Source organism: Streptomyces sp. AN091965 (assembly GCF_022698285.1).
In the GTDB taxonomy this organism is placed as follows: Bacteria; Actinomycetota; Actinomycetes; order Streptomycetales; family Streptomycetaceae; genus Streptomyces.
This window is the reverse complement of the sequence record NZ_JALDMY010000001.1, coordinates 2,621,937-2,643,506: the sequence shown is the minus strand read 5'-3', so window position 1 is coordinate 2,643,506 and position 21,570 is coordinate 2,621,937. Positions and strand designations below refer to the sequence as shown.

24 protein-coding genes are annotated in these 21,570 nt (G+C 75.0%); 13 read left to right on the top strand and 11 right to left on the bottom strand.

Annotated elements, in window-relative coordinates; genetic code table 11:
• Nucleotides 1-8: 8 nt before the first annotated feature.
• Nucleotides 9-815 (bottom strand): nucleopolyhedrovirus P10 family protein, encoded by an 807-nt coding sequence (locus MQV74_RS10830; RefSeq protein WP_242716306.1) that lies wholly within the window; start codon nucleotides 813-815, stop codon nucleotides 9-11.
• 92 nt (nucleotides 816-907) lie between these two features.
• Here MQV74_RS10830 and MQV74_RS10825 point away from each other — a divergent pair, with 92 nt between their 5' ends.
• From MQV74_RS10825 to amaP, 5 genes are all read left to right on the top strand, one after another.
• Nucleotides 908-1,402, top strand: coding sequence for an Asp23/Gls24 family envelope stress response protein (locus MQV74_RS10825; RefSeq protein WP_138959003.1), 495 nt, complete (start codon nucleotides 908-910; stop codon nucleotides 1,400-1,402).
• Nucleotides 1,403-1,527: 125 nt separating this feature from the next.
• Nucleotides 1,528-1,713 carry a hypothetical protein gene (locus MQV74_RS10820; RefSeq protein WP_138959002.1) on the top strand — a complete coding sequence of 62 codons (186 nt, stop codon included), beginning with the start codon at nucleotides 1,528-1,530 and terminating at the stop codon, nucleotides 1,711-1,713.
• A 3-nt stretch (nucleotides 1,714-1,716) separates the two neighbouring features.
• Nucleotides 1,717-2,115, top strand: coding sequence for an Asp23/Gls24 family envelope stress response protein (locus tag MQV74_RS10815; RefSeq protein WP_242716304.1), 399 nt, complete (start codon nucleotides 1,717-1,719; stop codon nucleotides 2,113-2,115).
• Entirely contained in the window at nucleotides 2,112-2,858 is a 747-nt protein-coding gene (locus MQV74_RS10810) for a DUF6286 domain-containing protein (protein WP_242716296.1), read from the top strand. The genes MQV74_RS10815 and MQV74_RS10810 overlap by 4 nt, the downstream gene beginning before the upstream one ends.
• Nucleotides 2,859-2,865: 7 nt before the next feature.
• Nucleotides 2,866-3,444: an alkaline shock response membrane anchor protein AmaP gene (gene amaP, locus MQV74_RS10805; protein WP_242716294.1), complete on the top strand. Its 579-nt coding sequence runs from the start codon at nucleotides 2,866-2,868 to the stop codon at nucleotides 3,442-3,444.
• Between the two features lie 212 nt (nucleotides 3,445-3,656).
• Here amaP and MQV74_RS10800 read toward each other — a convergent pair whose 3' ends face one another.
• Entirely contained in the window at nucleotides 3,657-4,412 is a 756-nt protein-coding gene (locus MQV74_RS10800; RefSeq protein WP_242716292.1) for an SDR family oxidoreductase, read from the bottom strand.
• A gap of 5 nt (nucleotides 4,413-4,417) precedes the next feature.
• Entirely contained in the window at nucleotides 4,418-6,211 is a 1,794-nt protein-coding gene (locus tag MQV74_RS10795) for a glycoside hydrolase family 15 protein (RefSeq protein ID WP_242716290.1), read from the bottom strand.
• 142 nt (nucleotides 6,212-6,353) lie between these two features.
• On the opposite strand from MQV74_RS10795, the gene MQV74_RS10790 reads away from it, so the two are divergent.
• Nucleotides 6,354-6,632 carry a hypothetical protein gene (locus MQV74_RS10790; protein WP_242716288.1) on the top strand — a complete coding sequence of 93 codons (279 nt, stop codon included), beginning with the start codon at nucleotides 6,354-6,356 and terminating at the stop codon, nucleotides 6,630-6,632.
• 49 nt (nucleotides 6,633-6,681) lie between these two features.
• Here the strand turns inward: MQV74_RS10790 and MQV74_RS10785 are convergent, their stop codons facing one another.
• The 4 genes from MQV74_RS10785 to MQV74_RS10770 all read right to left on the bottom strand — a co-directional run bounded on the left by MQV74_RS10785 (nucleotide 6,682) and on the right by MQV74_RS10770 (nucleotide 9,834).
• Nucleotides 6,682-7,473 carry an SURF1 family cytochrome oxidase biogenesis protein gene (locus tag MQV74_RS10785; RefSeq protein WP_242716286.1) on the bottom strand — a complete coding sequence of 264 codons (792 nt, stop codon included), beginning with the start codon at nucleotides 7,471-7,473 and terminating at the stop codon, nucleotides 6,682-6,684.
• Nucleotides 7,474-7,778: 305 nt separating this feature from the next.
• Nucleotides 7,779-8,012: a hypothetical protein gene (locus MQV74_RS10780; RefSeq protein ID WP_078869160.1), complete on the bottom strand. Its 234-nt coding sequence runs from the start codon at nucleotides 8,010-8,012 to the stop codon at nucleotides 7,779-7,781.
• 64 nt (nucleotides 8,013-8,076) lie between these two features.
• Nucleotides 8,077-9,120 (bottom strand): DEDDh family exonuclease, encoded by a 1,044-nt coding sequence (locus MQV74_RS10775; protein WP_242716284.1) that lies wholly within the window; start codon nucleotides 9,118-9,120, stop codon nucleotides 8,077-8,079.
• 78 nt (nucleotides 9,121-9,198) lie between these two features.
• The gene (locus tag MQV74_RS10770; protein WP_242716282.1) at nucleotides 9,199-9,834 is read right to left on the bottom strand and encodes a TetR/AcrR family transcriptional regulator; all 636 of its coding nucleotides are present in this window, start codon (nucleotides 9,832-9,834) and stop codon (nucleotides 9,199-9,201) included.
• A gap of 82 nt (nucleotides 9,835-9,916) precedes the next feature.
• On the opposite strand from MQV74_RS10770, the gene MQV74_RS10765 reads away from it, so the two are divergent.
• From MQV74_RS10765 to MQV74_RS10735, 7 genes are all read left to right on the top strand, one after another.
• Nucleotides 9,917-10,714, top strand: a complete 798-nt coding sequence (locus MQV74_RS10765; protein WP_242716280.1) for an acetoacetate decarboxylase family protein — start codon at nucleotides 9,917-9,919, stop codon at nucleotides 10,712-10,714.
• Nucleotides 10,714-11,598, top strand: coding sequence for an SDR family NAD(P)-dependent oxidoreductase (locus MQV74_RS10760; RefSeq protein ID WP_242716278.1), 885 nt, complete (start codon nucleotides 10,714-10,716; stop codon nucleotides 11,596-11,598). Before MQV74_RS10765 ends, MQV74_RS10760 begins: the two co-directional genes overlap by 1 nt.
• A gap of 9 nt (nucleotides 11,599-11,607) precedes the next feature.
• Nucleotides 11,608-13,047: an amidohydrolase family protein gene (locus MQV74_RS10755; RefSeq protein WP_242716269.1), complete on the top strand. Its 1,440-nt coding sequence runs from the start codon at nucleotides 11,608-11,610 to the stop codon at nucleotides 13,045-13,047.
• Nucleotides 13,044-14,270 carry an amidohydrolase family protein gene (locus MQV74_RS10750; RefSeq protein WP_242716267.1) on the top strand — a complete coding sequence of 409 codons (1,227 nt, stop codon included), beginning with the start codon at nucleotides 13,044-13,046 and terminating at the stop codon, nucleotides 14,268-14,270. Before MQV74_RS10755 ends, MQV74_RS10750 begins: the two co-directional genes overlap by 4 nt.
• A gap of 24 nt (nucleotides 14,271-14,294) precedes the next feature.
• Complete coding sequence (locus tag MQV74_RS10745; RefSeq protein ID WP_242716265.1) at nucleotides 14,295-15,005, top strand: VIT1/CCC1 transporter family protein; 711 nt, start codon at nucleotides 14,295-14,297, stop codon at nucleotides 15,003-15,005.
• A 102-nt stretch (nucleotides 15,006-15,107) separates the two neighbouring features.
• Nucleotides 15,108-16,001 (top strand): sterol desaturase family protein, encoded by an 894-nt coding sequence (locus MQV74_RS10740; RefSeq protein ID WP_242716263.1) that lies wholly within the window; start codon nucleotides 15,108-15,110, stop codon nucleotides 15,999-16,001.
• On the top strand, nucleotides 15,998-16,714 hold the full coding sequence (locus MQV74_RS10735) for a lysoplasmalogenase (RefSeq protein ID WP_242716261.1): 717 nt from the start codon (nucleotides 15,998-16,000) through the stop codon (nucleotides 16,712-16,714). Before MQV74_RS10740 ends, MQV74_RS10735 begins: the two co-directional genes overlap by 4 nt.
• Here MQV74_RS10735 and MQV74_RS10730 read toward each other — a convergent pair.
• The 4 genes from MQV74_RS10730 to MQV74_RS10715 all read right to left on the bottom strand — a co-directional run bounded on the left by MQV74_RS10730 (nucleotide 16,683) and on the right by MQV74_RS10715 (nucleotide 21,558).
• The gene (locus MQV74_RS10730) at nucleotides 16,683-17,738 is read right to left on the bottom strand and encodes a CopD family protein (protein WP_374120775.1); all 1,056 of its coding nucleotides are present in this window, start codon (nucleotides 17,736-17,738) and stop codon (nucleotides 16,683-16,685) included. The two genes, MQV74_RS10735 and MQV74_RS10730, sit on opposite strands and share 32 nt — an antisense overlap.
• 120 nt (nucleotides 17,739-17,858) lie before the next feature.
• Nucleotides 17,859-19,346, bottom strand: coding sequence for a CoA transferase (locus MQV74_RS10725; protein WP_242716259.1), 1,488 nt, complete (start codon nucleotides 19,344-19,346; stop codon nucleotides 17,859-17,861).
• A 7-nt stretch (nucleotides 19,347-19,353) separates the two neighbouring features.
• Nucleotides 19,354-19,920 carry a hypothetical protein gene (locus MQV74_RS10720; protein WP_242716257.1) on the bottom strand — a complete coding sequence of 189 codons (567 nt, stop codon included), beginning with the start codon at nucleotides 19,918-19,920 and terminating at the stop codon, nucleotides 19,354-19,356.
• A gap of 87 nt (nucleotides 19,921-20,007) precedes the next feature.
• A complete protein-coding gene (locus MQV74_RS10715) occupies nucleotides 20,008-21,558 on the bottom strand; it encodes a S8 family peptidase (protein WP_242716255.1) in 1,551 nt (516 codons plus the stop codon).
• Between the last annotated feature and the right edge of the window lie 12 nt (nucleotides 21,559-21,570).

The following is a 21,570-nucleotide window of genomic DNA, read 5'->3' as shown; positions in this document are numbered from 1 at the left end:
TTGGGGACCTAGTCCGGCTGTTTGCCGCCCCGGCCCGGCTCGTCGACCGCCGTGACCAGGACCGCCACCGACGGCTGGTCCGGCAGCGCGCCGCCCGCCGCCGTCCGCACCGCGCAGGCCACGTCCAGGACCCGCCGGTCCGCCGCCACGGCCAGCTCCACCTGGACGTGGCGGCGCGGCAGGGAGTCCGGCGACGTGAGCTCCCGTACGTGGACCGCGCGCTCCAGGCCGCCGAAGACACCGGTCAGCCGGGTCACCCCCGGCACGGCGAGCACGGCCCGGGCGATCCGGCCCTCGGGGGAGTCCTCGGCGTCAGCGGGGGAGTCCTCGGGGTCCGCGTCGCGACCGGGCGCCGCCGTCCCGTCCCGGTCCGGCCGCCCGCCCGGCCCCGGCGGCTCGTCGTAGAGCTCCGTGACCCGCAGGTCCACCCGCGCGACCACCAGGCCGAGCCGGTCCGTCGCGGCCGTCGCGAGGGCCGCGCGCAGCCGGGACACCAGGGCGGGCAGCGGCTCCGCCGGGCCCGCCGCGACCTCCCCGCTGACGCACAGGGGCCCGGGCGGCAGCGCGCTCGGCGGCGCCGGGACCGCGCAGCCGTACGCGTCCGGCGGAGCCCCGGTGCCCGCCGCCTCCGGACCGGCCGGGGCCACCCGGACGGCTGTGAGCCGAGCCCCCGTCACCCGCTCGGCCGCCCGGCGCAGTACCGCCGTGGCCGCCGCCTCCGTCAGCCACGCGCCGTCCCCCGCACCGCCCAGGGGCAGCACCCGGCCGAGGCCCAGCTGGCGCCGTACCGCCGCCGCCCATCCGTCACCCGTCATCGCTCCAGCCTGCCGCATCCCTGGCGCGCGGGCGCGGGGCCGCGCTTAGTGTGGTGCGAGGAGCAGATCCCCTGTCGAAAAGGACCGCGGTGATGACCGACACCTCAGAGCACAGGACGCCCCAGACGCTGGAGAAGAGCGCGCACGACTCGCCCGACGAGTCCGGGGGCCGGAGCGGGTCGGTACGGCGCGGCGGCGGTGATCCGGCGACCCGGGGGCGCACCACCATCGCGGACGGCGTGGTGGAGAAGATCGCCGGACTCGCCGCCCGTGACGTCGTGGGCGTCCACGCGATGGGCGGCGGCCTCGCCCGGACCTTCGGGGCCGTGCGCGACCGGGTGCCCGGCAGCTCGAAGTCCGTCACGCGCGGCGTGAAGGCGGAGGTCGGCGAGGTGCAGACGGCCCTCGACCTGGAGGTCGTCGTCGAGTACGGCGTGTCGATCGCCGATGTCGCGCGCGCCGTGCGGGAGAACGTCATCGCGGCCGTGGAGCGCATGACCGGCCTCGAAGTGGTCGAGGTGAACATCGCGGTCAGCGACGTAAAGCTGCCCGACGACGAGGACGACGAACAGCCCCGGCTGCAGTAGCGCGCGCGGCGCACGGCGCGGACCGCACGGCCCGCACACCATCCGGCACCCGCGTCGTCGGAGTCGTGGGCGCCACCCGCGGGAACAGCCTCAACAGCACACGCGCAGGAGCGAAGGAGCGCACGATGAGCATGGCCGTCATCGGCATGATCGCCGGAATGGCCCTGGGCTTCGCCGGGTACTTCGGCGGGTTCGGCGCCTTCCTGCTGGTGGCCGCGTTGGGCGCCATCGGCTTCGTCGCGGGGCGGTTCCTCGAAGGGGACCTGGAGCCCGGCGACTTCTTCCGTACGCGCGGCGACCGGCGGCGGTGAGCGGTGGCGGCGGAGGTCGTGGGGCAGGTCGCGCCCGCCGAGCGCGGCGCGACCCGGATCGCCGACCGCGTCATCGCGAAGATCGCCGCACGCGCGGCGCGGGAGGCGCTGTGGTCGCTGCCCGAAGGCGCCGCGCCGCCGCACGCCACGGTCAGCGTCCTGGCCAGGGCGCGTGGCTCCGCGCGCGCCGGTGAGGCCCCGGCTGCCGCGGCCGCCCGCGTCCGCATCAGCCTGGAGCTGGACTACCCCAGTGACATCGGCGGCCAGTGCGCGGCCGTGCGTCGCCACGTCACCGAGCGGGTAAAGGCGTTGACGGGCATGGAAGTGCCCGAGGTGGCGGTCCAGGTCGAGCGGCTGCACTCGGCGCAGGCGCGGGCCGCGGCACAGGGGAGGACCCGATGAGCGAGCCCCACGATCCGCACGAGGCCCCCGAGACCCACCAGGCCCCCGACGGGACCGGCCGGGCGCACGGGCCGGGCGGCACCCGGCCCGTGCCCGTCGTCGAGCGGACCCCGGACGGCGCCGACCCGGCGGCCGGGCCGGAGCAGTGGACGTCCGCGGCCTCCTTCGAACCGCACCCCACCCTCGCCCCCGACGAGGACAAGGCCCCCCGCTTCTGGTCCGCGCGCCGCGTGCCCGCCGCGCTCCTCGCGCTCCTGGTCCTCGGCGGTTGCGGGCTCCTCCTGTACGACGTCGTCGCGGTGCGGGCCGACCACCCCGCGATGCGCTGGCGGCGCGACCTCGCGCGCGAGCTGGCGCAGCGGCCGCTGGACAGCACGGCCGTGCTCGCCGGTGCCGCGGGCGCCGTGGCCGTCGGCCTGTGGCTGCTGCTCCTCGCGGCGACGCCGGGCCTGCGGGCCGTCCTGCCGATGCGGCGCGGGCACGCCGACGTCCGCGCGGGGCTCGACCGGGCCGCCGCCGCGACCGTGCTGCGCGACCGGGCCATGGACGTGGCGGGCGTGCGGTCGGTCCGGGTCCGCATGACCCGGACCAAGGTCGACGTGCGGGCCGAGTCGCACTTCCGCGCCCTCGACGACGTCCGCGGCGACCTCGACCGGACCCTGGCCGACGGCATCCGGGGCCTCGGGCTCGGCAGCCCGCCCACGCTCTCCGTCCACGTCGCCCGGCCCGGGAAGAAGGGGTGAGCGCGCCATGCCGCGTACGGTGAACCGCGTGCTGCTCGGCCTCGTCGGCCTGGCCCTCGTCGCGCTCGGCGGGGCCGTCCTCGCCGTCGGCCTCGGTGCCTCGCCGCCGTCCTGGTGGCTGCACGACGGGCGGCACGACGTGCTGCTCAGCGCCGCGCAGCGCACGCGGTGGCGCGAGCGCGGCTGGTGGTGGCCCACCGTCATCGGCGCCCTCGCCCTGCTCGTGCTCCTGTCGCTGTGGTGGCTCACCGCCCAGCTGCGGCGGCGGCGCCTCGCGGAGGTCCTGGTCGAGACCGGGGACGGCGAGGGGGCGCTGCTGCGGGGCCGGGCGATGGAGAGCGCCCTGGAGAGCGAGGCGGCGGGACTCGACGGGGTGGGGCGGGCGCGGGTCCTCCTGACCGGGCGGCGCAACGCGCCCGAGGCGCGGGTCGGGCTCGTCCTGGAGGCCGACGCCGTGCCCGAGGACGCGTTGCACCGGCTGTGCGTGGAGGCCCTGGCCCATGCCCGGGACTCGGCGGGCCTGGCCCGGCTGCCGGCGACGGTCCAGCTCCGAGCGGACAAACACCGCCCGGAACGCGTGAGCTAGGCCGCGCGGCCCGCTGAACCGGTTCAAGCACCGCGCTACCGCGCTTGTCCTCAATCGCCGGACGGGCTGGATGGTCTCGGCTGAGCGCCATCGCCGACGACGGCGGGCAAGCCGCCAGGCCGGGGCCGGGCCAGGTCGCCGGGGTGGTAACGGGTGGGCGGGTGGGAGAAGATCCCGCCGCGGTAGCGGCGGGCGGCAGTCGGAGCCCGCGGCTAGAAGCCGTGGCGGGAGCCCCCGTCGACCGGCAGCATCACGCCGGTGACGTACGACGCCGCGGGCGACAGCAGGAACGCCGCAGCCCGCCCGAACTCCTCCGGAGCCCCGTACCGCCGCAGCGGAATGCCGGACTCGGAGGCGTGCCGGGCCGCCTCCGGATCGGCGGTGAGCCCGTCCAGCTCGCGCACGCGCTCGGTGTCGATGCGCCCCGGCATCACCCCGACGACCCGGATGCCGCGCGGGCCGAGCTCGTCCGCGAGGGACTTGGCGAATCCGGCGAGCCCGGGGCGCAGGCCGTTGGAGATGGTCAGGCCGGGGATGGGCTCGTAGACGGACGAGGACAGGACGAAGCCGATGACGCCGCCCTCGCCGAGCTCCGCCGCCGCGGCCCGCGCGAGCCGTACCGCGCCGAGGAACACCGACTCGAACGACGCCTGCCACAGCTCGTCCGTGGCGTCGGCGGCGAAGGCGAACGGCGGGCCGCCCACGCTGACGAGGATGCCGTCGAAGCCGCCGAAGCGCTCGCGGGCGGTGGCGATGAGCCGGGCGGGCGTCGCGGGGTCGGCGTTGTCCGCGCCGACGCCGACCGCGTTCGGGCCGAGCTCCGCGGCCGCCGCGGCGGCCGTCTTCTCGTCGCGGCCGGTGAGGACGACTTTGGCGCCGTCCTCGACGAGGGCGCGCGCGGTGGCGTTGCCGAGGCCGCGGGTGGCGCCGGTGACGACGTGGACACGGTTGTTCAGGCCAAGATCCATGCGTCCTATCCTGCCGTGCCGGGGGCGGGGCCGAACAGGGAGAAGGCGGTGGTGACGAGACCCACGTGGCTGAACGCCTGTGGGAAGTTGCCCAACTGGCGGCGCTCCGCCGCGTCGTACTCCTCGGCGAGCAGCCCCACGTCGTTGCCCAGCTCCAGGAGCCGCTCGAAGAGGGCGCGGGCCTCCTTCGTACGGCCGGACAGGTGCAGCGCGTCGGCGAGCCAGAACGAGCAGGCCAGGAAGACGCCCTCGTGGCCGGGCAGGCCGTCGACGGTGATGCCGTCGGTGCTGTAGCGGCGTACGAAGCCCTCGCGGGTGCCGAGGTCCTCGCGGACGGCGTCGATGGTGCCGAGGACGCGCGGGTCGTCGGGCGGCAGGAAGCCCACGCGCGGGATCAGGAGCAGGGCGGCGTCCAGCTCCCGGGAACCGTACGACTGGGTGAACGTGCCCCGGTCCGCGTCGTAGCCGCGGGCGCAGACCTCGGCGTGGATCTCGTCGCGCAGGCGCCGCCAGCGGTCCGGGTCGCCCTCCAGGTCGGGCCGGTCCTCCAGCGCGCGTACGGTGCGGTCGGCGGCGACCCAGGCCATCACCTTGGAGTGCACGAACTGGCGGCGCGGGCCGCGCACTTCCCACAGCCCCTCGTCCGGTTCGCGCCAGACCTGCCGCAGGAACTCCATGAGCGCGAGCTGGATGCGCCAGGCGTGCGGGCGCGTCGCCATGCCCGAGTGGCGGGCCAGCCAGAGGGAGTCGACGACCTCGCCGTACACGTCGAGCTGGCGCTGGCACACGGCCGCGTTGCCGAGGCGCACCGGCGCCGAGCCCGCGTACCCCGGCAGCCACGCGGCGTCCGCCTCGGGCAGCCGCCGCTCGCCCCCGAGCCCGTACATGATCTGGAGGTCCGCGGGGTCGCCCGCGACCGCGCGCAGCAGCCAGTCGCGCCAGGCCTCGGCCTCCTCCCGGTACCCGGCGGTGAGCAGCGCGGCGAGCGTGAGCGTGGAGTCGCGCAGCCAGCAGTAGCGGTAGTCCCAGTTGCGGACGCCGCCGAGCTCCTCCGGCAGGGAGGTGGTGGGCGCGGCGACGATGCCGCCGGTCGGGGCGTACGTGAGGGCCTTGAGGGTGATCAGGGAGCGGACGACGGCGTCGCGGTGCGGCCCCTCGTAGCGGCAGCGCGCCGCCCACGCCCGCCAGTCGTCGACGCTCTCGCGCAGCGCCCGCTCGACGTCGATGAGCGGCGGGCGCGGCTCGTGCGAGGGGTGCCAGGTGAGCACGAAGGTCACGCGCTCGCCCGCGCGGACGGTGAACTCGGCGTGCGTGGCGTCCGCGCGGCCCCAGGCGCGGACGTCGGGTTCGGTGCGCAGCCACACCGCGTCGGGGCCCGCGACCGCCACCCGGTGGCCGTCGGAGCGGCGCATCCAGGGCACGACCGAGCCGTAGTCGAAGCGGAGGCGCAGCGTGCTGCGCACGGTCACCTCGCCCTCGACGCCCTCGACGACGCGCACCAGGTCGGGGGCGCGGTCGCGCTGCGGCATGAAGTCGGTGACGCGGACCGTGCCGTCCGGGGTGTCCCACTCGGTGTCGAGGACGAGCGAGTCGGGCCGGTAGGCGCGGCGCGCGCAGAGGTCGGCGCCCTGCGGAGCGATGCGCCAGTGGCCGTGCTCGTCCTCGCCGAGCAGCGCGGCGAAGCAGGCCGCGGAGTCGAAGCGGGGCAGGCACAGCCAGTCGATGGAGCCGGTCCGCGCCACCAGGGCGGCGGTCTGGTGGTCGCCGATGAGGGCGTAGTCCTCGATGGGTCGCTGCACGGGGGACGGCTTCCCGGTTCGCCGACGCGCCAATCCGGTCCGCGGCGGCGGGGGCAAGCGGGGCCCGGCCGCGCGCGGTTGGCCCTCGCGGTTTCGTCCGAGCACCGGACGCGGGAGGCACTCCTTCGGGATACTCGTGAGCATGCCGAACAACGAGGGCGGATGGCGCCCGCCCGGCTACGACGGGCCGGGCTGGGAGCCTCCCAAGGAGCCGCCGCAGGGCCCGCCCCCGGGCGGCGGCCGCGGGCCCGGGGGCGGGTCCCGCTGGAGCGTGCCGGGGGTGGTGGCGGTGATCGTGGTCGCGGTCTGGTCCGTCCTGGCCTACCAGTGGACCCAGCAGAACGACTGCGAGCTCGTGGAGTCGTACGGCCTGGTCCTCTCGCACGGCACCCCCGACCCCTGGGAGATGTGCGGGGACTAGGGCCTGTCCGGGAGGGCTGACGCGCCGTCGCACCTGTCCGGAGGGTGCGTCAGGCGGCGGCCGCGGCGGCCTCGGGCGCCGCCTGTGCCGCGGCTGCCTCGCGGCGGTCCCGCACCTCCCGGCGCACCAGGACGATCCACCCGGCCGGCACTCCCGCGGCGAACAGCCACCACTGGACCGCGTACGCCATGTGGGCGCCGATGCTGCTGTGGTCGGGGGCGGAGATGAGCTGCGGGGAGTCGCCGGGGTTCTCCGGCGCGGTCTGCGCGATGTAGCCGCCGAGGACCGGCTTGCCCAGGGCGTGGGCCTGCTGGCCGCTGCTGATCAGCATGATCTGGCGGTCGGGCAGGCCGCGGACGTCCTTGATGCCGCTGGCCGCCGACGTCTCGTCGGCCATCAGACGGCCGGTGACGGTGAGCCGGCCCGCGGGCGGGGCGGGGATCTTGGGGAAGGCGGTCTGCGGGCCGTCGGCGCGGATCCAGCCGCGGTTCACGAGGAGCACCTTGCCGTCGCGCAGGACGAACGGGGTCAGGACGTGGTAGCCGACCTCGTCGTCGGAGTTGGTGCGGCGCCTGACGACGACCTCGTGCTTCGGGTCGTACGTCCCCTCGGCCGTGACCCGGCGGTAGACGTCGGAGTCCCGCACCTCGCGGCCGGGCGCGGTCAGCCGCTCGGCGGGCACCGGCTCGGCGTCGATGACCCGGGCGATCTTGTCGTTGCGCGCCACGCGCGCCTCGTGCCGGTGCAGCTGCCAGAAGCCCAGCTCGATCATCACGGGGATGAGGACGAGGCCGATGAGAGTGAGGATCACCCACTGGCGGGACAACAGGAAGCGGTACACGCCTCTGACGGTACCTGTGCGCGACGGAGCCCCCGACGGGAGGGTCCCGTCGGGGGCTCCAGGGGTTTCTCGTATGTCCGCCGTCACACCGCGACGTCCGCCGTCACACCGCGACGTCCGCCGTCACACCGCGACGTCCGCCGTCACACCGCGACGTCCGCCGTCACACCGCGACGTCCGCCGTCACACCGCGACGTCCGCCGTCACACCGCGACGTCCGCCGTCACGGCACGGCGTCCGCCGTCACGGCACGGCGTCCGCTGTCACGGCACGGCGTATCCGCTGTCACACCGCGGCGTCCGCCGTCACACCTTGTCGACGATGCCCACCCGCCCCTCCGCGCGCGAGCAGTGCGCCCCGCAGTACCAGTGCCCGTCGGCCTCGACGCCCTGGCCGATGATGCGGCACCGGCAGTGCTCGCAGATCGGCGCCATGCGGTGGATGGCGCAGGAGAAGCAGTCGAAGACGTGGACCGCGCCCTGGGCGTGGACCTCGAAGGACATGCCGTAGTCGTTTCCGCAGACCTCGCAACGTGCCATGCGCCACAGGGTGGGACCCGGCGGCGGTGCGGGGCGAGCGGCGGGCGGGCGAGTCGCCCGGCAATCACCCGTCTGACGCCGGGGGCTTCGCGGCGCGGGCGCCGCCCGCCGCCGCGCCGTCGGCCGGGGCCACGTCCTGGAGGAGCTGGCCGAAGGCCGCCTCGTCGATGACCGGGGTGCCGAACGACCGGGCCTTCGTCGTCTTGGACGTGCCCGAGTCCGGGTCGTTCGTGACGAGCAGGCTCGTGAGCCGGGACACGCTCGTCGCGATGTGCAGGCCCGCGTCGAAGGCGCGGTCCTCCAGGAGCTCGCGGTCCACGGAGGTGTCGCCGGAGAAGGCGACGCGCATGCCCTGCTTGAGGGGCTCGCCCGGCTCGTACCGCCCCGGGTTGGGGTAGGGGCAGGCCGGGCGCTTGCGGGAGGCGCGCCAACTCTGCGCGCGGTACGCGGACTCGGAGGCCGGGGAGCCGGTGGCCTGGCGGCCGATGCGGGCCGCGCCGTCGGTCCACTCGGTCAGCGGGCGGCACTCCAGGAGGGGCAGCCGCACGCCGTCGCTCGCCGCCGCGCGCAGGCTCGGGCGGAACGCCTCGGCGAGGACGCGCGCGTCGTCCAGGGCGTGGTGCGCGTGCCGCTGGACCACGCCGAAGTGCGCGGCGAGCGACTCCAGCTTGTGGTTGGGCAGCGGCAGGCGGAGCTCCTTGGAGAGCGCGATGGTGCACAGGCGCTGGCGGACCGGCGCGGTGCGCTCCGCGCGCGCGTACTCCCTGGCGATCATGGACCAGTCGAAGACCGCGTTGTGCGCGACGAGGACGCGGTCGCGCAGGCGCTCGCCGAACTCCTCGGCGATGTCCGCGAAGAGCGGGGCGTCGGCGAGCTGGTCGCTCGTCAGGCCGTGGATCCACACCGGGCCCGGGTCGCGCTGCGGGTTCACCAGCGTGTACCAGTGGTCCTCGACCTCGCCGCGGGCGTCGAGACGGTAGACCGCGGCGGAGATGATCCGGTCGTCCTTGGACAGCCCTGTGGTCTCCACGTCGACGACCGCGTACCCCGACGGGTAGGCGGTCGGCCAGGAGTCTGCGGACGCGGCGAGCGTGCGGTCTTCGAGCATGGTCCCTGAGGATACGGGCCACGACTGACAGTCACGCCCGTGGGCCACCGGCCTCCCCCTCGCGCCCGGCCCTCCGCGTCACGGCGCCGGGCCGAGCAGACCCCTCACCAGGGCCCGCACCGAAAGGGTGAAGAGCCGCTCCGCGTCGAGGGGGCGCGCGAGGGCACGGGCGAGCGCGGGGTCGGCGTCCGCGGTGGCCGCGTCCCAGAGCCGGTGCTCGCCGGGGCGCCGGACGGGCGCGCGCTCGCGGTTGCGCTCCACCAGGACGTGGCCGACGACGTGGACCTGGAGCGCCCGCACGGCGTCGGCCGCGCGGGCGCCGCGCAGCCCCGCCGCGTGCAGCTCGCGCACCAGGACCCGTTGGGCGGGCAGGAACATGAGGTCGGTCAGGCCGCGTTCGTGGACCATCGCGACCAGATGGGGGTGGTCGCGCAGCTGGTGGCGCAGGGCGCGCGCCACGGAGACCACGCGCTGGGCCGGGGTGCGGCCCCGCGGCCGGATCTCGCCCAGGTCGGCGAGGGTGCGCTCGACGAGGGCGTCCAGGAGCGACTCGCGGTTGCCGACGTGCCAGTAGATGGAGGTCACGGCCGTGCCCAGCTCGGCGGCGAGCTTGCGCATGGTCAGGGCGCGCGGGCCGTGCTGCTTGACGAGGCCCGCCGCGGCGTCCAGGACCTGTTCCCGGTCGAGGTGGGTCCGCGTCTCTTTACCCTTCACGGGCTCTGTTGTAACTGTGTTACAGAACCTCCCGCAAGACGTCGCAGACACCTGACGGTTCGTCAACGAAGGGCGGTACGACATGGCACGCGTACGCTACGGCGCGCGCACCGAGGCGGAGCTGGCCGCGGCACGGACAGCGAACGCGCGGCTCCCGGAGATCTGGTCCACCGGCGTGGTCGCCCTCTGGGAGAGCGACCCGGACGTGGTCGCGGCGGTCCTGCCGCCGCCCCTGAAGCCCGCCGCGCGCCCCTTGGTGCGCGTGAACATCAGCAAGGTCGAGCTGCCCGGCTACCCCCTGGGCGCGGGCTCGGTCGCCGTCGCCGCCGAGCACGGCGCGGTGGCGGGCTGGTACCCCCTGGTGATGCCGATGACCCACGAGCGGGCCCTGACCGGCGGCCGCGAGGTCTTCGGCGAGCCGAAGAAGCTCGGCGAGGTCACGGTCGAGCGCGACGGCCTCGTCGTCCGCGCGGCGCTCGCCCGGCACGGCATCGCGTTCGTCGAGGTGCGCGGCGGCGTCAGCGGCCCCCTGCCGCTGCCGGAGCCCACGCGCAAGACCGACTTCTACTTCAAGTTCCTGCCCGCGGTGGACGGCTCGGGCTTCGACGCGGACCCCGTCCTGGTCCACTGCGTCCGGAACGAGAAGGTCCGCAAGCTGGAGCGGATCACCGGGGACGTGGTCCTGCGCGAGTCGATGTACGACCCGGTGGCCGACCTGCCCGTGCGCCGCCTGGTGGAGATCACCATCGGCGAGAAGACCAGCGACCAGCGGGGCACCGTCGTCGAGCGGGTCAGCCCCGAGGCCCTCCTGCCCTACGTCCACCAGCGCTACGACGACGCCCGGCAGGTGCTCGACGGACCTCCGGAGGGCAGTGCCTGATGGAGCTCGCGACGGGACAGGTGGCCGTCGTCACCGGCGCGGCCGGCGGCATCGGGCTCGCGCTCGCGCGCGGGTTCGCGGCGCGGGGCCTGACGGTGGTGCTCGCCGATGTCGAGGAGGGCGCCCTCCACAAGGCGGCGGACGCACTGCGCGCGGAGGGGGCGACGGTCCACGCGCGCGTGGTCGACGTCGGCGTGCGCGAGCAGGTCCACGCGCTCGCCGAGGACGCGTACGAACGGTTCGGCGCGGTGCACGTCCTGTGCAACAACGCCGGGGTCGGCTCGGGCGCGGAGGGCCGCATGTGGGAGCACGAGCCGAACGACTGGAAGTGGGCCTTCGAAGTCAACGTGTGGGGGGTCTTCCACGGCATCCAGGCGTTCGTGCCCCGCATGATCGCCGGGGGAGAGCCGGGGCACGTCGTCAACACGTCCTCCGGGGACGGCGGCATCGCACCGCTGCCGACGGCCTCGGTGTACGCGGTCACGAAGGCCGCCGTCGTCACCATGACGGAGTCCCTGTACGCGCATCTGCGGGCGGAGCACGCGCGCGTGGGCGCGTCCGTGCTCTTCCCCGGGCCCCACATGCTCCGCACCGGCCTGTGGGAGTCGCACCGCAACCGGCCCGAGCGGTACGCCAAGCAGCGCCCCCGCAAGGCCCCGTACCGCACCCTCGGCCAGTGGGAGGCCGCCATGCGCGAGGCCGGGCAGGAGGTCGTCTTCACCCCGGTCGAGGAGGTCGCGGACCTGGTGGCCGAGGGCATCGCGGCGGACCGCTTCTGGCTGCTGCCCGCGAGCGAGCACAGCGACCGGCAGATCAGGGCGCGGGCGCGGTCCATGCTGGAGCGCTCCGCGCCGGACTACCTGGAGAAGTTCATCCTCGACTGAGGAGTCCCGATGACGGACCCGCACGAGACGCACGAGACGCACGAGACGCGTAGGACAGGCAAGACGCACGAGACGCACGAGACGCACGAGACGCGCAAGGCGGGCAAGGCGCGCAAGACGGATGGAGCGGATGCTGCGCGCGGAACCCGCGCGACCCCCGAGACTCCTGACGCCCCCGACCCGTACCTGGTCATCTCCTCGGACTGCCACGCGGGCCTTCCCACCGAGGAGTACCGGCCCTATCTGGAGGCCCGGTACCACCGGGACTTCGACGCGTTCCTCGCCGGGCGCGAGCGGCGCCGCGAGGAGATGACCCGTCTGGGGATCCGCAACGAGGCCTTCGCCGCGAAGTGGTTCAGCGACAACGAAGAGGGACTGAGGGGCGGCTGGGACGCCGGGCAGCGGATCAAGGAGCTGGACGGCGACGGCGTGGCCGCCGAGGTCGTCTTCCCGGACGCCGACGCCGTCGACAGCCGGACCGCGGCGCCCTTCGGGGTCGGCCTCGGCCTCTCCGGGGACCAGGACCCCGACCTCGGCATGGCGGGCGCGCAGGCGCACAACCGCTGGCTCGCCGACTTCGTGTCCGAGCACCCCGAACGGCACTGCGGCGTGGCCCTGCTGCCCGTCACGGCGGACCCCGGCCGGGTGGTGGCCGAGATCCACCGGGCCAGGGAGTCGGGGCTCGGCGCGCTGATGATCCCCTCCATGTGGGTCGACAAGGCGCCCTACCACGACCGCCGCTACGACCCCGTGTGGGCCGCGGCGGCCGCGTGCGCGATGCCGGTGATGACCCACTCCGGGGCCACGCCGCGGCACGAGTACGGCGACCACCTCGGCGTCTACGTCTCCGAGGTGACGTGGTGGCCCGCGCGGCCCCTGTGGTTCCTGCTGTGGTCCGGGGTGTTCGAGCGCCACCCGGGGCTGCGGTTCGGCGTCGCGGAGTCCGGCTGCTGGTGGCTGCCGAACCTCCTGTGGTTCATGGACCGCCTCTACCTGGGCGCGCACGGCGGCAAGAAGCTGTCGCCCTTCGCCGAGCTGACGCGCCCGCCGCACGCGTATCTGGACCGGCAGGTGTTCGTCTGCGCCACCAACACCAAGCGCCGCGAGCTCGCCCAGCGCTACGAGATCGGCGTCGACAACATCCTGTGGGGCAGCGACTTCCCGCACCCCGAGGGCACCTGGCCCGACACGCGCGCGTGGCTGCGCGACACCTTCCACGACATCCCGGTGGCGGAGACCCGGCGCATGCTGGGCCTCGCCGCCGCCGAGGTGTTCGGCTTCGACACCGCGCGGCTCGCCCCGCTGGCCCGCCGCATCGGGCCGACGCCCGCCGAACTCGGCCAGGACCCCGACCAGGACGCCGTCACCGCCTCCTGGGCGCGCTCGCGCGAGGTCGGCCGCCACTGGCTGACCGGCCACGACTTCCCGACCCTTGGGGTGAACCGATGACCGAGCGCCACACCGTCATCTCCGCCGACTGCCACGCGGGCGCGGACCTCCTCGACTACAGGCCGTATCTGGAGTCCCGCCACCACGACGCCTTCGACGCCTGGGCGGCCACGTACGTCAATCCGCACGAGGACCTCCTCGCCGACACCGCCGACCGCAACTGGAACTCCGAGCGCCGCCTCGCGGAGCTGGCGCGGGACGGCATCGTCGCCGAGGTCGTCTTCCCCAACACCATCCCGCCGTTCTTCCCGTCGGCGTCCCTCATGGCACCCGCCCCGACGCGCGAGGAGTACGCGCTGCGCTGGGCGGGCCTGCGCGCCCACAACCGCTGGCTCGCCGACTTCTGCGCGGCCGCGCCGGGCCGCCGCGCGGGCGTCTTCCAGATCCTGCTCAACGACGTCGACGAAGCCGTGCGGGAGATCCGGCGGGCCGTCGCGTCGGGGCTCACCGGCGGTCTGCTGCTTCCCGGCACCCCGCCGGGCTCGGGCCTGCCCGAGCTGCACGCGCGCGCGTACGACCCGATCTGGGCGGTCTGCGCCGAGCTCGGGGTGCCGGTCAACCACCACGCGGGCTCGGCGTCGCCGCCGCTCGGCGAGGAGCCCGCGGCGCGCGCGGTCTTCATGGTCGAGACGACGTGGTTCTCGCACCGGGCCCTGTGGCACCTGATGTTCGGCGGCGCCTTCCGCCGCCACCCCGGGCTCCGCCTCGTCCTCACCGAGCAGGGCTCCGGCTGGATCCCCGGCGTCCTGGAGATGCTGGACTACTACCACGGGCGGCTCGTCGCGGCGGCGACGCGGGCGGACACCGCCGAGTCCAAGTTCGGGGCCGGGCTCGCGGAGCAGATGGGCGAGGGCCCCTCGCAGGTCTGGCGGGAGAACTGCTTCGTGGGCGCGAGCTTCATGCGCCCGCACGAGGCGGCGCTGCGGGAGCGCATCGGCCTGGACAAGATCATGTGGGGCAGCGACTACCCCCACGACGAGGGGACGTACCCGTACTCCCGGGAGGGCCTGCGCGCCGCCTACGCGGGCCTGCCGCACGCGGAGGTCGCCGCCATGGTCGGCGGCAACGCCGCGCGCGTGTACGGCTTCGACCTGGAGCGCCTCGGCGCCCTCGCGGCCGAGGTCGGCCCCACGGCCGAGGAGCTCGCCGAACCCCTCAAGGAGCCCCCGGCCGACGCCACGAGCCCGGTGTTCGCCCCGGGAGGGTCGGTCCGCGTCTGGTGACGCGGGCGGTGCCATGCTCACCCCGTGACGGAAGCCACGCATGAGGAAGCGCACGGCGGCGCCCTGGGGTCCCGCCTCAACTGGCTGCGGGCCGCCGTGCTCGGCGCCAACGACGGCGTGGTCTCCACCGCGGGCCTCGTCGTCGGCGTCGCCGGGGCCACCGACGACCGCGGCACCCTCCTGACGGCGGGCCTCGCGGGCCTGCTCGCGGGCTCCATGTCCATGGCGGCGGGCGAGTACGTGTCGGTGTCCACGCAGCGCGACTCGGAGAAGGCCGCCCTGGCCCAGGAGAAGCGCGAGCTGCGCGAGCAGCCGGAGGCAGAACTGGCGGAGCTGACCGACCTCCTGGCCGGGCGCGGGCTCAGCCGCGACGTGGCCCGCGAGGCCGCGGAGCAGCTCACCGAACGGGACGCGCTGCGCGCCCACGCGCGCGTGGAGCTCGGCATCGACCCCGACGAGCTCGCCAACCCCTGGCACGCCGCGTGGGCGAGTTTCGTCGCCTTCACCGTCGGAGCCCTGCTCCCGCTCCTCGCGATCGTCCTGCCGCCCGCCTCCTGGCGCCTGCCCGTCACCGTCGTCTCGGTGCTCGCGGCCCTCGCCCTCACGGGCCTGGCGAGCGCCCGCCTGGGCGCGGCCCGGGTGCGCCCCGCGCTGCTCAGGAACGTGCTGGGCGGGGCCCTGGCGATGGCGGTGACCTACGCGGCGGGCGCGCTCCTGGGAGCGGCCGGAGTCTGAGGGGCAAGGGCGGAGATCGCCAAGAACCAAGGGCGTACCGACGGTAATACTTGTCGGTAACAACCTCTAGGCAGCGGGCCGGAGCCCGCCTACGGTGCAGACATGTCGTCCCCGAACCTGCCCGATGTGGTGCTCTGGTCGATCCCGGCCTTCGTGCTGCTCACCGTCGTCGAGATGGTGAGCGTCCGCGTGCATCCCGACGAGGACGCCGCCGGGTACGAGACGAAGGACGCGGCCACCAGCGTCACCATGGGGCTCGGCAGCCTCGTCTTCGACCTGCTGTGGAAGATCCCGATCGTCGCGGTCTACTCGGCGCTCTACTCCCTGACGCCGCTGCGCGTGCCCGTTCTGTGGTGGACGGTGCCGCTGATGCTGCTCGCCCAGGACTTCTTCTACTACTGGTCCCACCGGGGGCACCACGTCGTCCGCGTCCTGTGGGCCTGCCACGTGGTGCACCACTCCAGCCGCAAGTTCAACCTGACGACCGCGCTGCGCCAGCCGTGGACGTCCCTCACCGTGTGGCCGTTCTACGTGCCGATGATCCTGTGCGGCGTGCACCCGGCGGCTGTCGCCTTCTGCTCGTCGGCCAACCTGGTCTACCAGTTCTGGGTCCACACCGAACGCATCGGCAAGCTGCCGCGGCCCGTCGAGTACGTCTTCAACACGCCCTCGCACCACCGCGTGCACCACGCGTCCCAGGGCGGTTACCTGGACCGCAACTTCGGCGGCATCCTCATCGTCTGGGACCGGATCTTCCGCTCCTGGGTCCCGGAGACGGACCGCCCCGTCTACGGCCTGACCAAGGACATCTCCACGTACAACCCCCTGCGCGTGGCCACCCACGAGTACGCGGCCATCGCCAGGGACGTGAGGAGGGCGACCAGTTGGCGCGCCCGAGCGGGCCACGTCTTCCGGGGCCCGGGCTGGCAGCCGACACCTCCGCCCGAGCCGACGGCCGCCGCGCGGCGGCAGAAGACTCCGGAGCGCGCGGCATGACGCCTGCTGTGGGGCATCGTTCCGCAGGGCGGAACGGGTGGGCACAGCCCGCGGCGCCCCGCGCCGGAGACCAGGGCCGGGCCCCCTGGGGCCTGGCCGCCTTCGCCCTGCTCGCGCTCGGTGACCTGGCGGGCGTGGCCGCCGGATCGGACCTCGCCCACACCCTCCTGAAGCCCCTCCTCATGCCGGCGCTCGCGCTCTACGTCGTGCTGAGCAACGGCCCCCGCCTCCTGGTGGCCGCGCTGCTCCTCGGCTGGGGCGGCGACACCCTCCTCCTGGCGGACGCCGACCCCGCCTTCCTCGCCGGAATGGCGTCCTTCGCGGCGGGCCACGTCTGCTACCTCGCCCTGTTCCGGCGACAGGGGACCGCCCACCCCAGGGCCCGGGGCGCGGGCCTGGTCCTCGTGTACGGCGCGGCGCTCGGCGTCACCGTGGCGCTGCTCTGGCCCGACCTGCCGCCCGAGATGCGCGTCCCGGTCGCGGGCTACAGCCTGCTGCTCACGGCGATGGCGGGCGGTGCCACCACCCTGGGGCCCACGGCGGCCGCGGGCGGCGCGCTGTTCCTGCTCTCGGACACGCTCATCGCGACCGACGTGGCCGACTGGCCGCAGGCCCCGCGCCCCGACTTCTGGATCATGCTCACCTATCTGGCGGCCCAGGCCCTCCTGGTCCGTGGCGTCCTCACCAGCGGATCGGCAGCGGCACGGCGGTGAGCAGCGCCGACACGGCGACCACGGCGCCGAGCACGAACACCTCGGCGCGCGCGGGCGCGTAGGCCGCGATCCGGTCGCGGCCGGAACACCGCTTCAGACGGCGCCGGGCGAGCAGCGCGAGGACGGCGACGACGGCCACGAGCAGCAGCTTGGCCAGCACCGTGCGGCCGTACGCGGTCGTGGTCAGCTGGTCGGCCACCGTGTCCGGCGGCATGCGGCGCAGCGTGCTGACGATCCCGGTCGCGGTGATCGCGGCGAACAGGACGGCCGCCACGCGCGCGTAGAGGCCCAGTACGGCAACGGCCGCCTCCGGGGCGGACGTTCGCCAGCGCCACAGGATCCGCAGCGCGTACAGCAGGCCACCCGCCCACAGGGCCGCGCACGTCAGATGGACGAGGGTCAGGCCGGACCCCGCCAGGGCGGCGTCCTCCGCGGGCGGGTGGGCGCGCAGCGCCTCCGCGACGACCACCGCCGCCAGCGGCAGGACCGCGCTGTCGGGGCGGCGCGTGCGCGCGCACAGCGCGGCCACGAGGAACGCGTTGACCTCCAGGAGCGCGAGGCGGCCGTCCCGCGACGCGTACAGACCGCCGAGGTCCAGGTCCGACGGCTGCTGCGGCACCAGATTGCCGCTGGCCACGACCGACGCGAGCCCCAGCGCCGCGACGAAGCCCGCGGCCGCGGCCCACCACCCCCACAAGGGCGGCGCAGACGCCACCGGCGCCCCGGGCACCCGGCGAGCGACCCGGCGGATGAACACCTCGCCGAGCTGCACGCACAGCGCGGCGAACAGGACCGTCCGCAGAAACGTGATGCCCTGCGTGCCGGGCGCCTCGGCCTCGCCGGTACCGTCGAGCACGGCCGCGGGGCCAAGCAGCGGCACCACCGCGGCGACGGCCACGAGCACGAGCACGGCCACGGCGCGCCCCGGCGACGCGCGGCGGTGCGCGGCACGGCGCCCCGCGCGCGGGGCGGCGGCCGCCTCTGCCGAGGCCCCGCCTCCCGCCGAGGGGGCGCCTGCCGCCAGGGAGTCTCCGGTTTCCACGGACGGTCGTATGCTCACTACACGATCTTCACCAGTCATCCCACTTCGGGGCAAGTCCGGGCAAACAACTGGTGCGCTGCCCTTCCGCCCGGCGGGGCCCGCTCAGCGCCACACAGGTGCGTCCGCGCCCCAAGGGCCCGGCGGGTGCGCCCAGTTCAACGGGCCGCCGGTGAAGGAGACCGGCGACGGGGCGTACCGCAGCCGCCCGAGAGGGCTGTCCGTGTGAGCGAGCCGGTCCGTGGGGTCGTACGCGCGCGTGCGCTCGGACGGGCCCACGGAGTCGTACCCGGCGGAGCTGTCGTCCGGCGCGTGTCCTGGGGCGCGCTCGCCGTCCACCGCCCCGGTCAGCCACGCCGCCGTCCGGGCCAGGGCGAGCCGGGCGAGGCGGGTGCCGCCCGCGCCGTCCGTCCGCTGCTCGGTGAGCGCCCGCAGGACCGCCGCGGCCAGCAGATAGCCCGTGCCGTGGTCCAGGGCCTGCGCGGGCAGCGCGCCGGGCCGCTCCGGCGAGCCCTCCGTGGCGGCGATGCCCGTCGCCACCTGCACCAGGCTGTCGAAGCCGCGCCGGTGCGCCCACGGGCCCGTCGTGCCCCACGCCGACAGCTGCGCCACCACCAGGCCCGGGCGGCGCTCGGCCAGCGCCTCGGGGGAGAGCCCGAACCGGTCGAGGGCGCCGGGCCGGTAGCCGGTCACCACCACGTCGGCCCCGGCGAGCAGTTCCTGGAACGTCCGCAGGCCCGCGCGGCCACCGAGGTCGAGGACCGTGGAGCGCTTGCCGAAGCCCGTGTCCGCGTGCTGGTCGGGCAGCTCCGGGCGGTGCGGCGGGTCCACGCGCAGCACGTCCGCGCCGAGCAGCGCGAGGGTGCGGGTCGCGACCGGGCCCGCGATGACCCGGGTGAGGTCGAGGACGCGTACCCCGGACGCGGGCGGGAGCGGCCCCGCGGCGGGTAGCGGCAGGGGGCGCGGCGCGCCGTCGCCGAGCCGCTCGCGCGCCACCAGGGGCAGCCGCGCCACGGCCGCCGCCTGCGGGTGCGCGGCCCACTCCCGCGGGGTGCGCAGCGCGACGGCGAGGCCCCCGGCGGCGTACACCGCGGCCTCGGCCTCGACGCCCGGCAGCGCGGCGAGCCGCGCGGCCACCGCGTGCACGGTGGCCTCGCTGTCCGCGTCGGCCGTGCTCGCCGTGAGGCCGAGGCCGGTGAGCAGGCGCTCCCGGTGGTGGGGGTAGTTCGCGTGCGTGCGCACCCAGCCGTCCGCGGTGCGCCAGAACCGGGACAGGGGCGCGAAGGTGACGGGCGCGCGCCCGTCCACGAGCAGCTGCCGCTCACTGGTGAACGCGGCGGCCACGGCACCGTCGTCCACGCGCGCGTGCGGCGCGGGCCCTTGTGTGCGCAGGGCCACGAGCTCGGCCGCCGCGAGCGCGCAGACGCCCACGCAGGCCCGTGCGAGGGCGCGTACCGGAAGCCGTGCGGCCAGGGTGTCGTCGCGCACGACGGGGGAGAGGCGGGCCAGTGCCTGCGGGGCGCCGCCGAGCGCCGCCCACGCGTACGCGGCCCCGGCGAGCGACTCCCCGCCGGCCAAAGGTGGTTGTGTCATGCAGTCACTATGGCGTGGGCCCCGTGGCGCCGGGCTCGGAGGCCGCCGACCACCACAGCCGGATCTCCTCCGCGGGGTCCGAGGGCCGCAGCTCCCAGCCGCGGGCCGCCGCCGCCTCGACCACGTAACCGCCGCCGACGCCCCGGTACTTGCGCAGCGGCACCTCGCACTCCACCGGCGGGTTGGGCTTCTTCTCCTCCTTGGGCCGCGACGCCCGCTTCGTCCAGGTGTCCAGGTATCCGTCGACACGGGCCCGGTAGAAGCCCTCGTCGCCCTCGTGCCGCAGCTCGGGCCAGGTCACGGTCCAGCGCGGCCAGATCGCGATCAGGCCGAGGACCCGGTCCATGACGCGCTCGGCGCCGCTCTCGAAGCCCGGGATCACCGTGAGGATCTCCGCGAACAGGGCGATCACGATGGCCACGACGGCGAGGACGAGGAGCAGCAGCCACCACACCGGCAGCACGACCACCGTGACCATGAACAGCAGGGCCAGCTGCCACGTCGGGCGCACCGGCTCGGCGCGCCACTGCTCGGGGCCTTCGTGGACGAATGACGAGTCTCGGTAGGCGTACATGGGCGGCATCCTCTCGCGAAGGGCCGGGCGGTCCGCAACCGCCCGGCCCCGACCGCCTCTCAGCGGTCCCGTTGCTCCCGTAAGGGGCTACTTCCGCACGGCGTCCAGCGCGTCGATCATGCCCACGCCGTAGAAGCCGTTCCTGTTCTTGCCGCCCTCGCACACCGCGTCGACCTTGCCGTCGCCGTCGATGTCGTAGGGGTCGGTGCACGGCACGGCGTCGGCCTGCCGGTACAGCAGGGCCTTCACCCGGGCCGCCGACGCCTTGGGGTGCGCCGACTTGATCAGCGCGGCCACGCCCGCGGCGTGCGGCGACGCCATCGACGTCCCCGCCTTGTAGCCGAACTTGCCGCCCGGCAGCGTCGACAGGATCAGCCCGCTGGTGGCGGGCGGCTGCGGCTTCTGGAACGCCGTCGAGTCGCCGCCGGGGGCCGTGATGTCGATGACGCCCTTGCCGTAGTTGGAGAACGAGGACTTCAGGCCCTTCGCGCCCGTGGAGGACACCGTCACGACGCCCGGCAGCTGCGACGGCAGGTCGAAGCAGTCCGCGGTCTTGATGGTGCGCTCGACCGGCGTCGAGTCGTTCGGGCTCGACTTGTCGACGATCTCTTCCTGGGCGAGGTCCGTCTTGGCGTTGCCCGCCGCCGCGACGTTCACGGCGCCCTTGCGCTCGGCGTACCGACTGGCGCGGCCGACCGCGTCGACCAGGGCCCGCTGGTCGTCGTCCGTACGGCAGTTGAACAGCCACGGGTCCGTGTAGTAGCTGCTGTTCGTGACGTCCACGCCGTGCTCGGCCGCCCACACGAAGCCGCAGACGACGGCCTCCGTGTAGTACAGACCGGTCGCCGGCTCGGCCACCTTCAGACTCGCCACCTTCACGCCCGGCGCGACGCCGGTGACGCCGGTGCCGTTCTTCGCGGCGGCGATCGTGCCCGCCACGTGCATGCCGTGGTCGCTCTCCTTGGCCACCGGCCGCCAGGCGTTGTCCTTCTGCGTGGGCACGCCGCCCAGACAGCTCGCGGACGCGTTCCTGTCGAAGTTCGGCGCGATGTCCGGGTGCGTGTCGTCGACCCCGGAGTCGAGGACGCCGACCGTCACCTTCGGGCTGCCCAGGGACTCCTTGTGCGCCTGGTCCGCCTTGATGGCGGGCAGGTCCCACTGGAGCGGCTCCAGCTCGTCCTGGCCGTCGGCCGCCGAGCCCGCGGCCGCCCGGGCCTCCTTGGCGGACAGCGGCCGTGCCGCGTCGATGTCGTCGCTCGACTGCGCGGACAGCGGCGTCGTGCGCGTGGCCCCCGCCGACTGCACGCCCTTGACCTGGCGGATCTTCTTCGCGAAGTCCGGGTCGGAGGAGTGCGCGACGATGACGCCGATCTGGTCGTACGCGATGACGACCTCGCCGCCCGCCTTGGCGATGGCCTTCTTGACGTACTTCGCCGTCCAGCCGCCGTGTCCCGCACGGACGTTGACGACGTAGCTCATGGCCGACCCTTCGGCCTTCGGCTGCTGGGCGGCGGGCGCGGACGGCGCGTCGGGCTGCGCCGCCGCCGTGCCCGGAAGGAAGGCGAGCGCGGACACCACGGCCACACCGAGGGGAAGGGCGAGCGCACGACGTCCGAAGGATGCGGAGTGCCTGGTCACGTAGGTGCTCCC

Excerpts from the sequence above, each read along its gene's own strand:
- MQV74_RS10830 (WP_242716306.1), bottom strand. The coding sequence starts at position 815 with ATGACGGGTGACGGATGGGCGGCGGCGGTACGGCGCCAGCTGGGCCTC.
- MQV74_RS10825 (WP_138959003.1), top strand. The coding sequence starts at position 908 with ATGACCGACACCTCAGAGCACAGGACGCCCCAGACGCTGGAGAAGAGC.
- MQV74_RS10820 (WP_138959002.1), top strand. The coding sequence starts at position 1,528 with ATGAGCATGGCCGTCATCGGCATGATCGCCGGAATGGCCCTGGGCTTC.
- MQV74_RS10810 (WP_242716296.1), top strand. The coding sequence starts at position 2,112 with ATGAGCGAGCCCCACGATCCGCACGAGGCCCCCGAGACCCACCAGGCC.
- amaP (WP_242716294.1), top strand. The coding sequence starts at position 2,866 with ATGCCGCGTACGGTGAACCGCGTGCTGCTCGGCCTCGTCGGCCTGGCC.
- MQV74_RS10800 (WP_242716292.1), bottom strand. The coding sequence starts at position 4,412 with ATGGATCTTGGCCTGAACAACCGTGTCCACGTCGTCACCGGCGCCACC.
- MQV74_RS10790 (WP_242716288.1), top strand. The coding sequence starts at position 6,354 with ATGCCGAACAACGAGGGCGGATGGCGCCCGCCCGGCTACGACGGGCCG.
- MQV74_RS10780 (WP_078869160.1), bottom strand. The coding sequence starts at position 8,012 with ATGGCACGTTGCGAGGTCTGCGGAAACGACTACGGCATGTCCTTCGAG.
- MQV74_RS10775 (WP_242716284.1), bottom strand. The coding sequence starts at position 9,120 with ATGCTCGAAGACCGCACGCTCGCCGCGTCCGCAGACTCCTGGCCGACC.
- MQV74_RS10765 (WP_242716280.1), top strand. The coding sequence starts at position 9,917 with ATGGCACGCGTACGCTACGGCGCGCGCACCGAGGCGGAGCTGGCCGCG.
- MQV74_RS10760 (WP_242716278.1), top strand. The coding sequence starts at position 10,714 with ATGGAGCTCGCGACGGGACAGGTGGCCGTCGTCACCGGCGCGGCCGGC.
- MQV74_RS10755 (WP_242716269.1), top strand. The coding sequence starts at position 11,608 with ATGACGGACCCGCACGAGACGCACGAGACGCACGAGACGCGTAGGACA.
- MQV74_RS10750 (WP_242716267.1), top strand. The coding sequence starts at position 13,044 with ATGACCGAGCGCCACACCGTCATCTCCGCCGACTGCCACGCGGGCGCG.
- MQV74_RS10740 (WP_242716263.1), top strand. The coding sequence starts at position 15,108 with ATGTCGTCCCCGAACCTGCCCGATGTGGTGCTCTGGTCGATCCCGGCC.
- MQV74_RS10735 (WP_242716261.1), top strand. The coding sequence starts at position 15,998 with ATGACGCCTGCTGTGGGGCATCGTTCCGCAGGGCGGAACGGGTGGGCA.
- MQV74_RS10725 (WP_242716259.1), bottom strand. The coding sequence starts at position 19,346 with ATGACACAACCACCTTTGGCCGGCGGGGAGTCGCTCGCCGGGGCCGCG.
- MQV74_RS10720 (WP_242716257.1), bottom strand. The coding sequence starts at position 19,920 with ATGTACGCCTACCGAGACTCGTCATTCGTCCACGAAGGCCCCGAGCAG.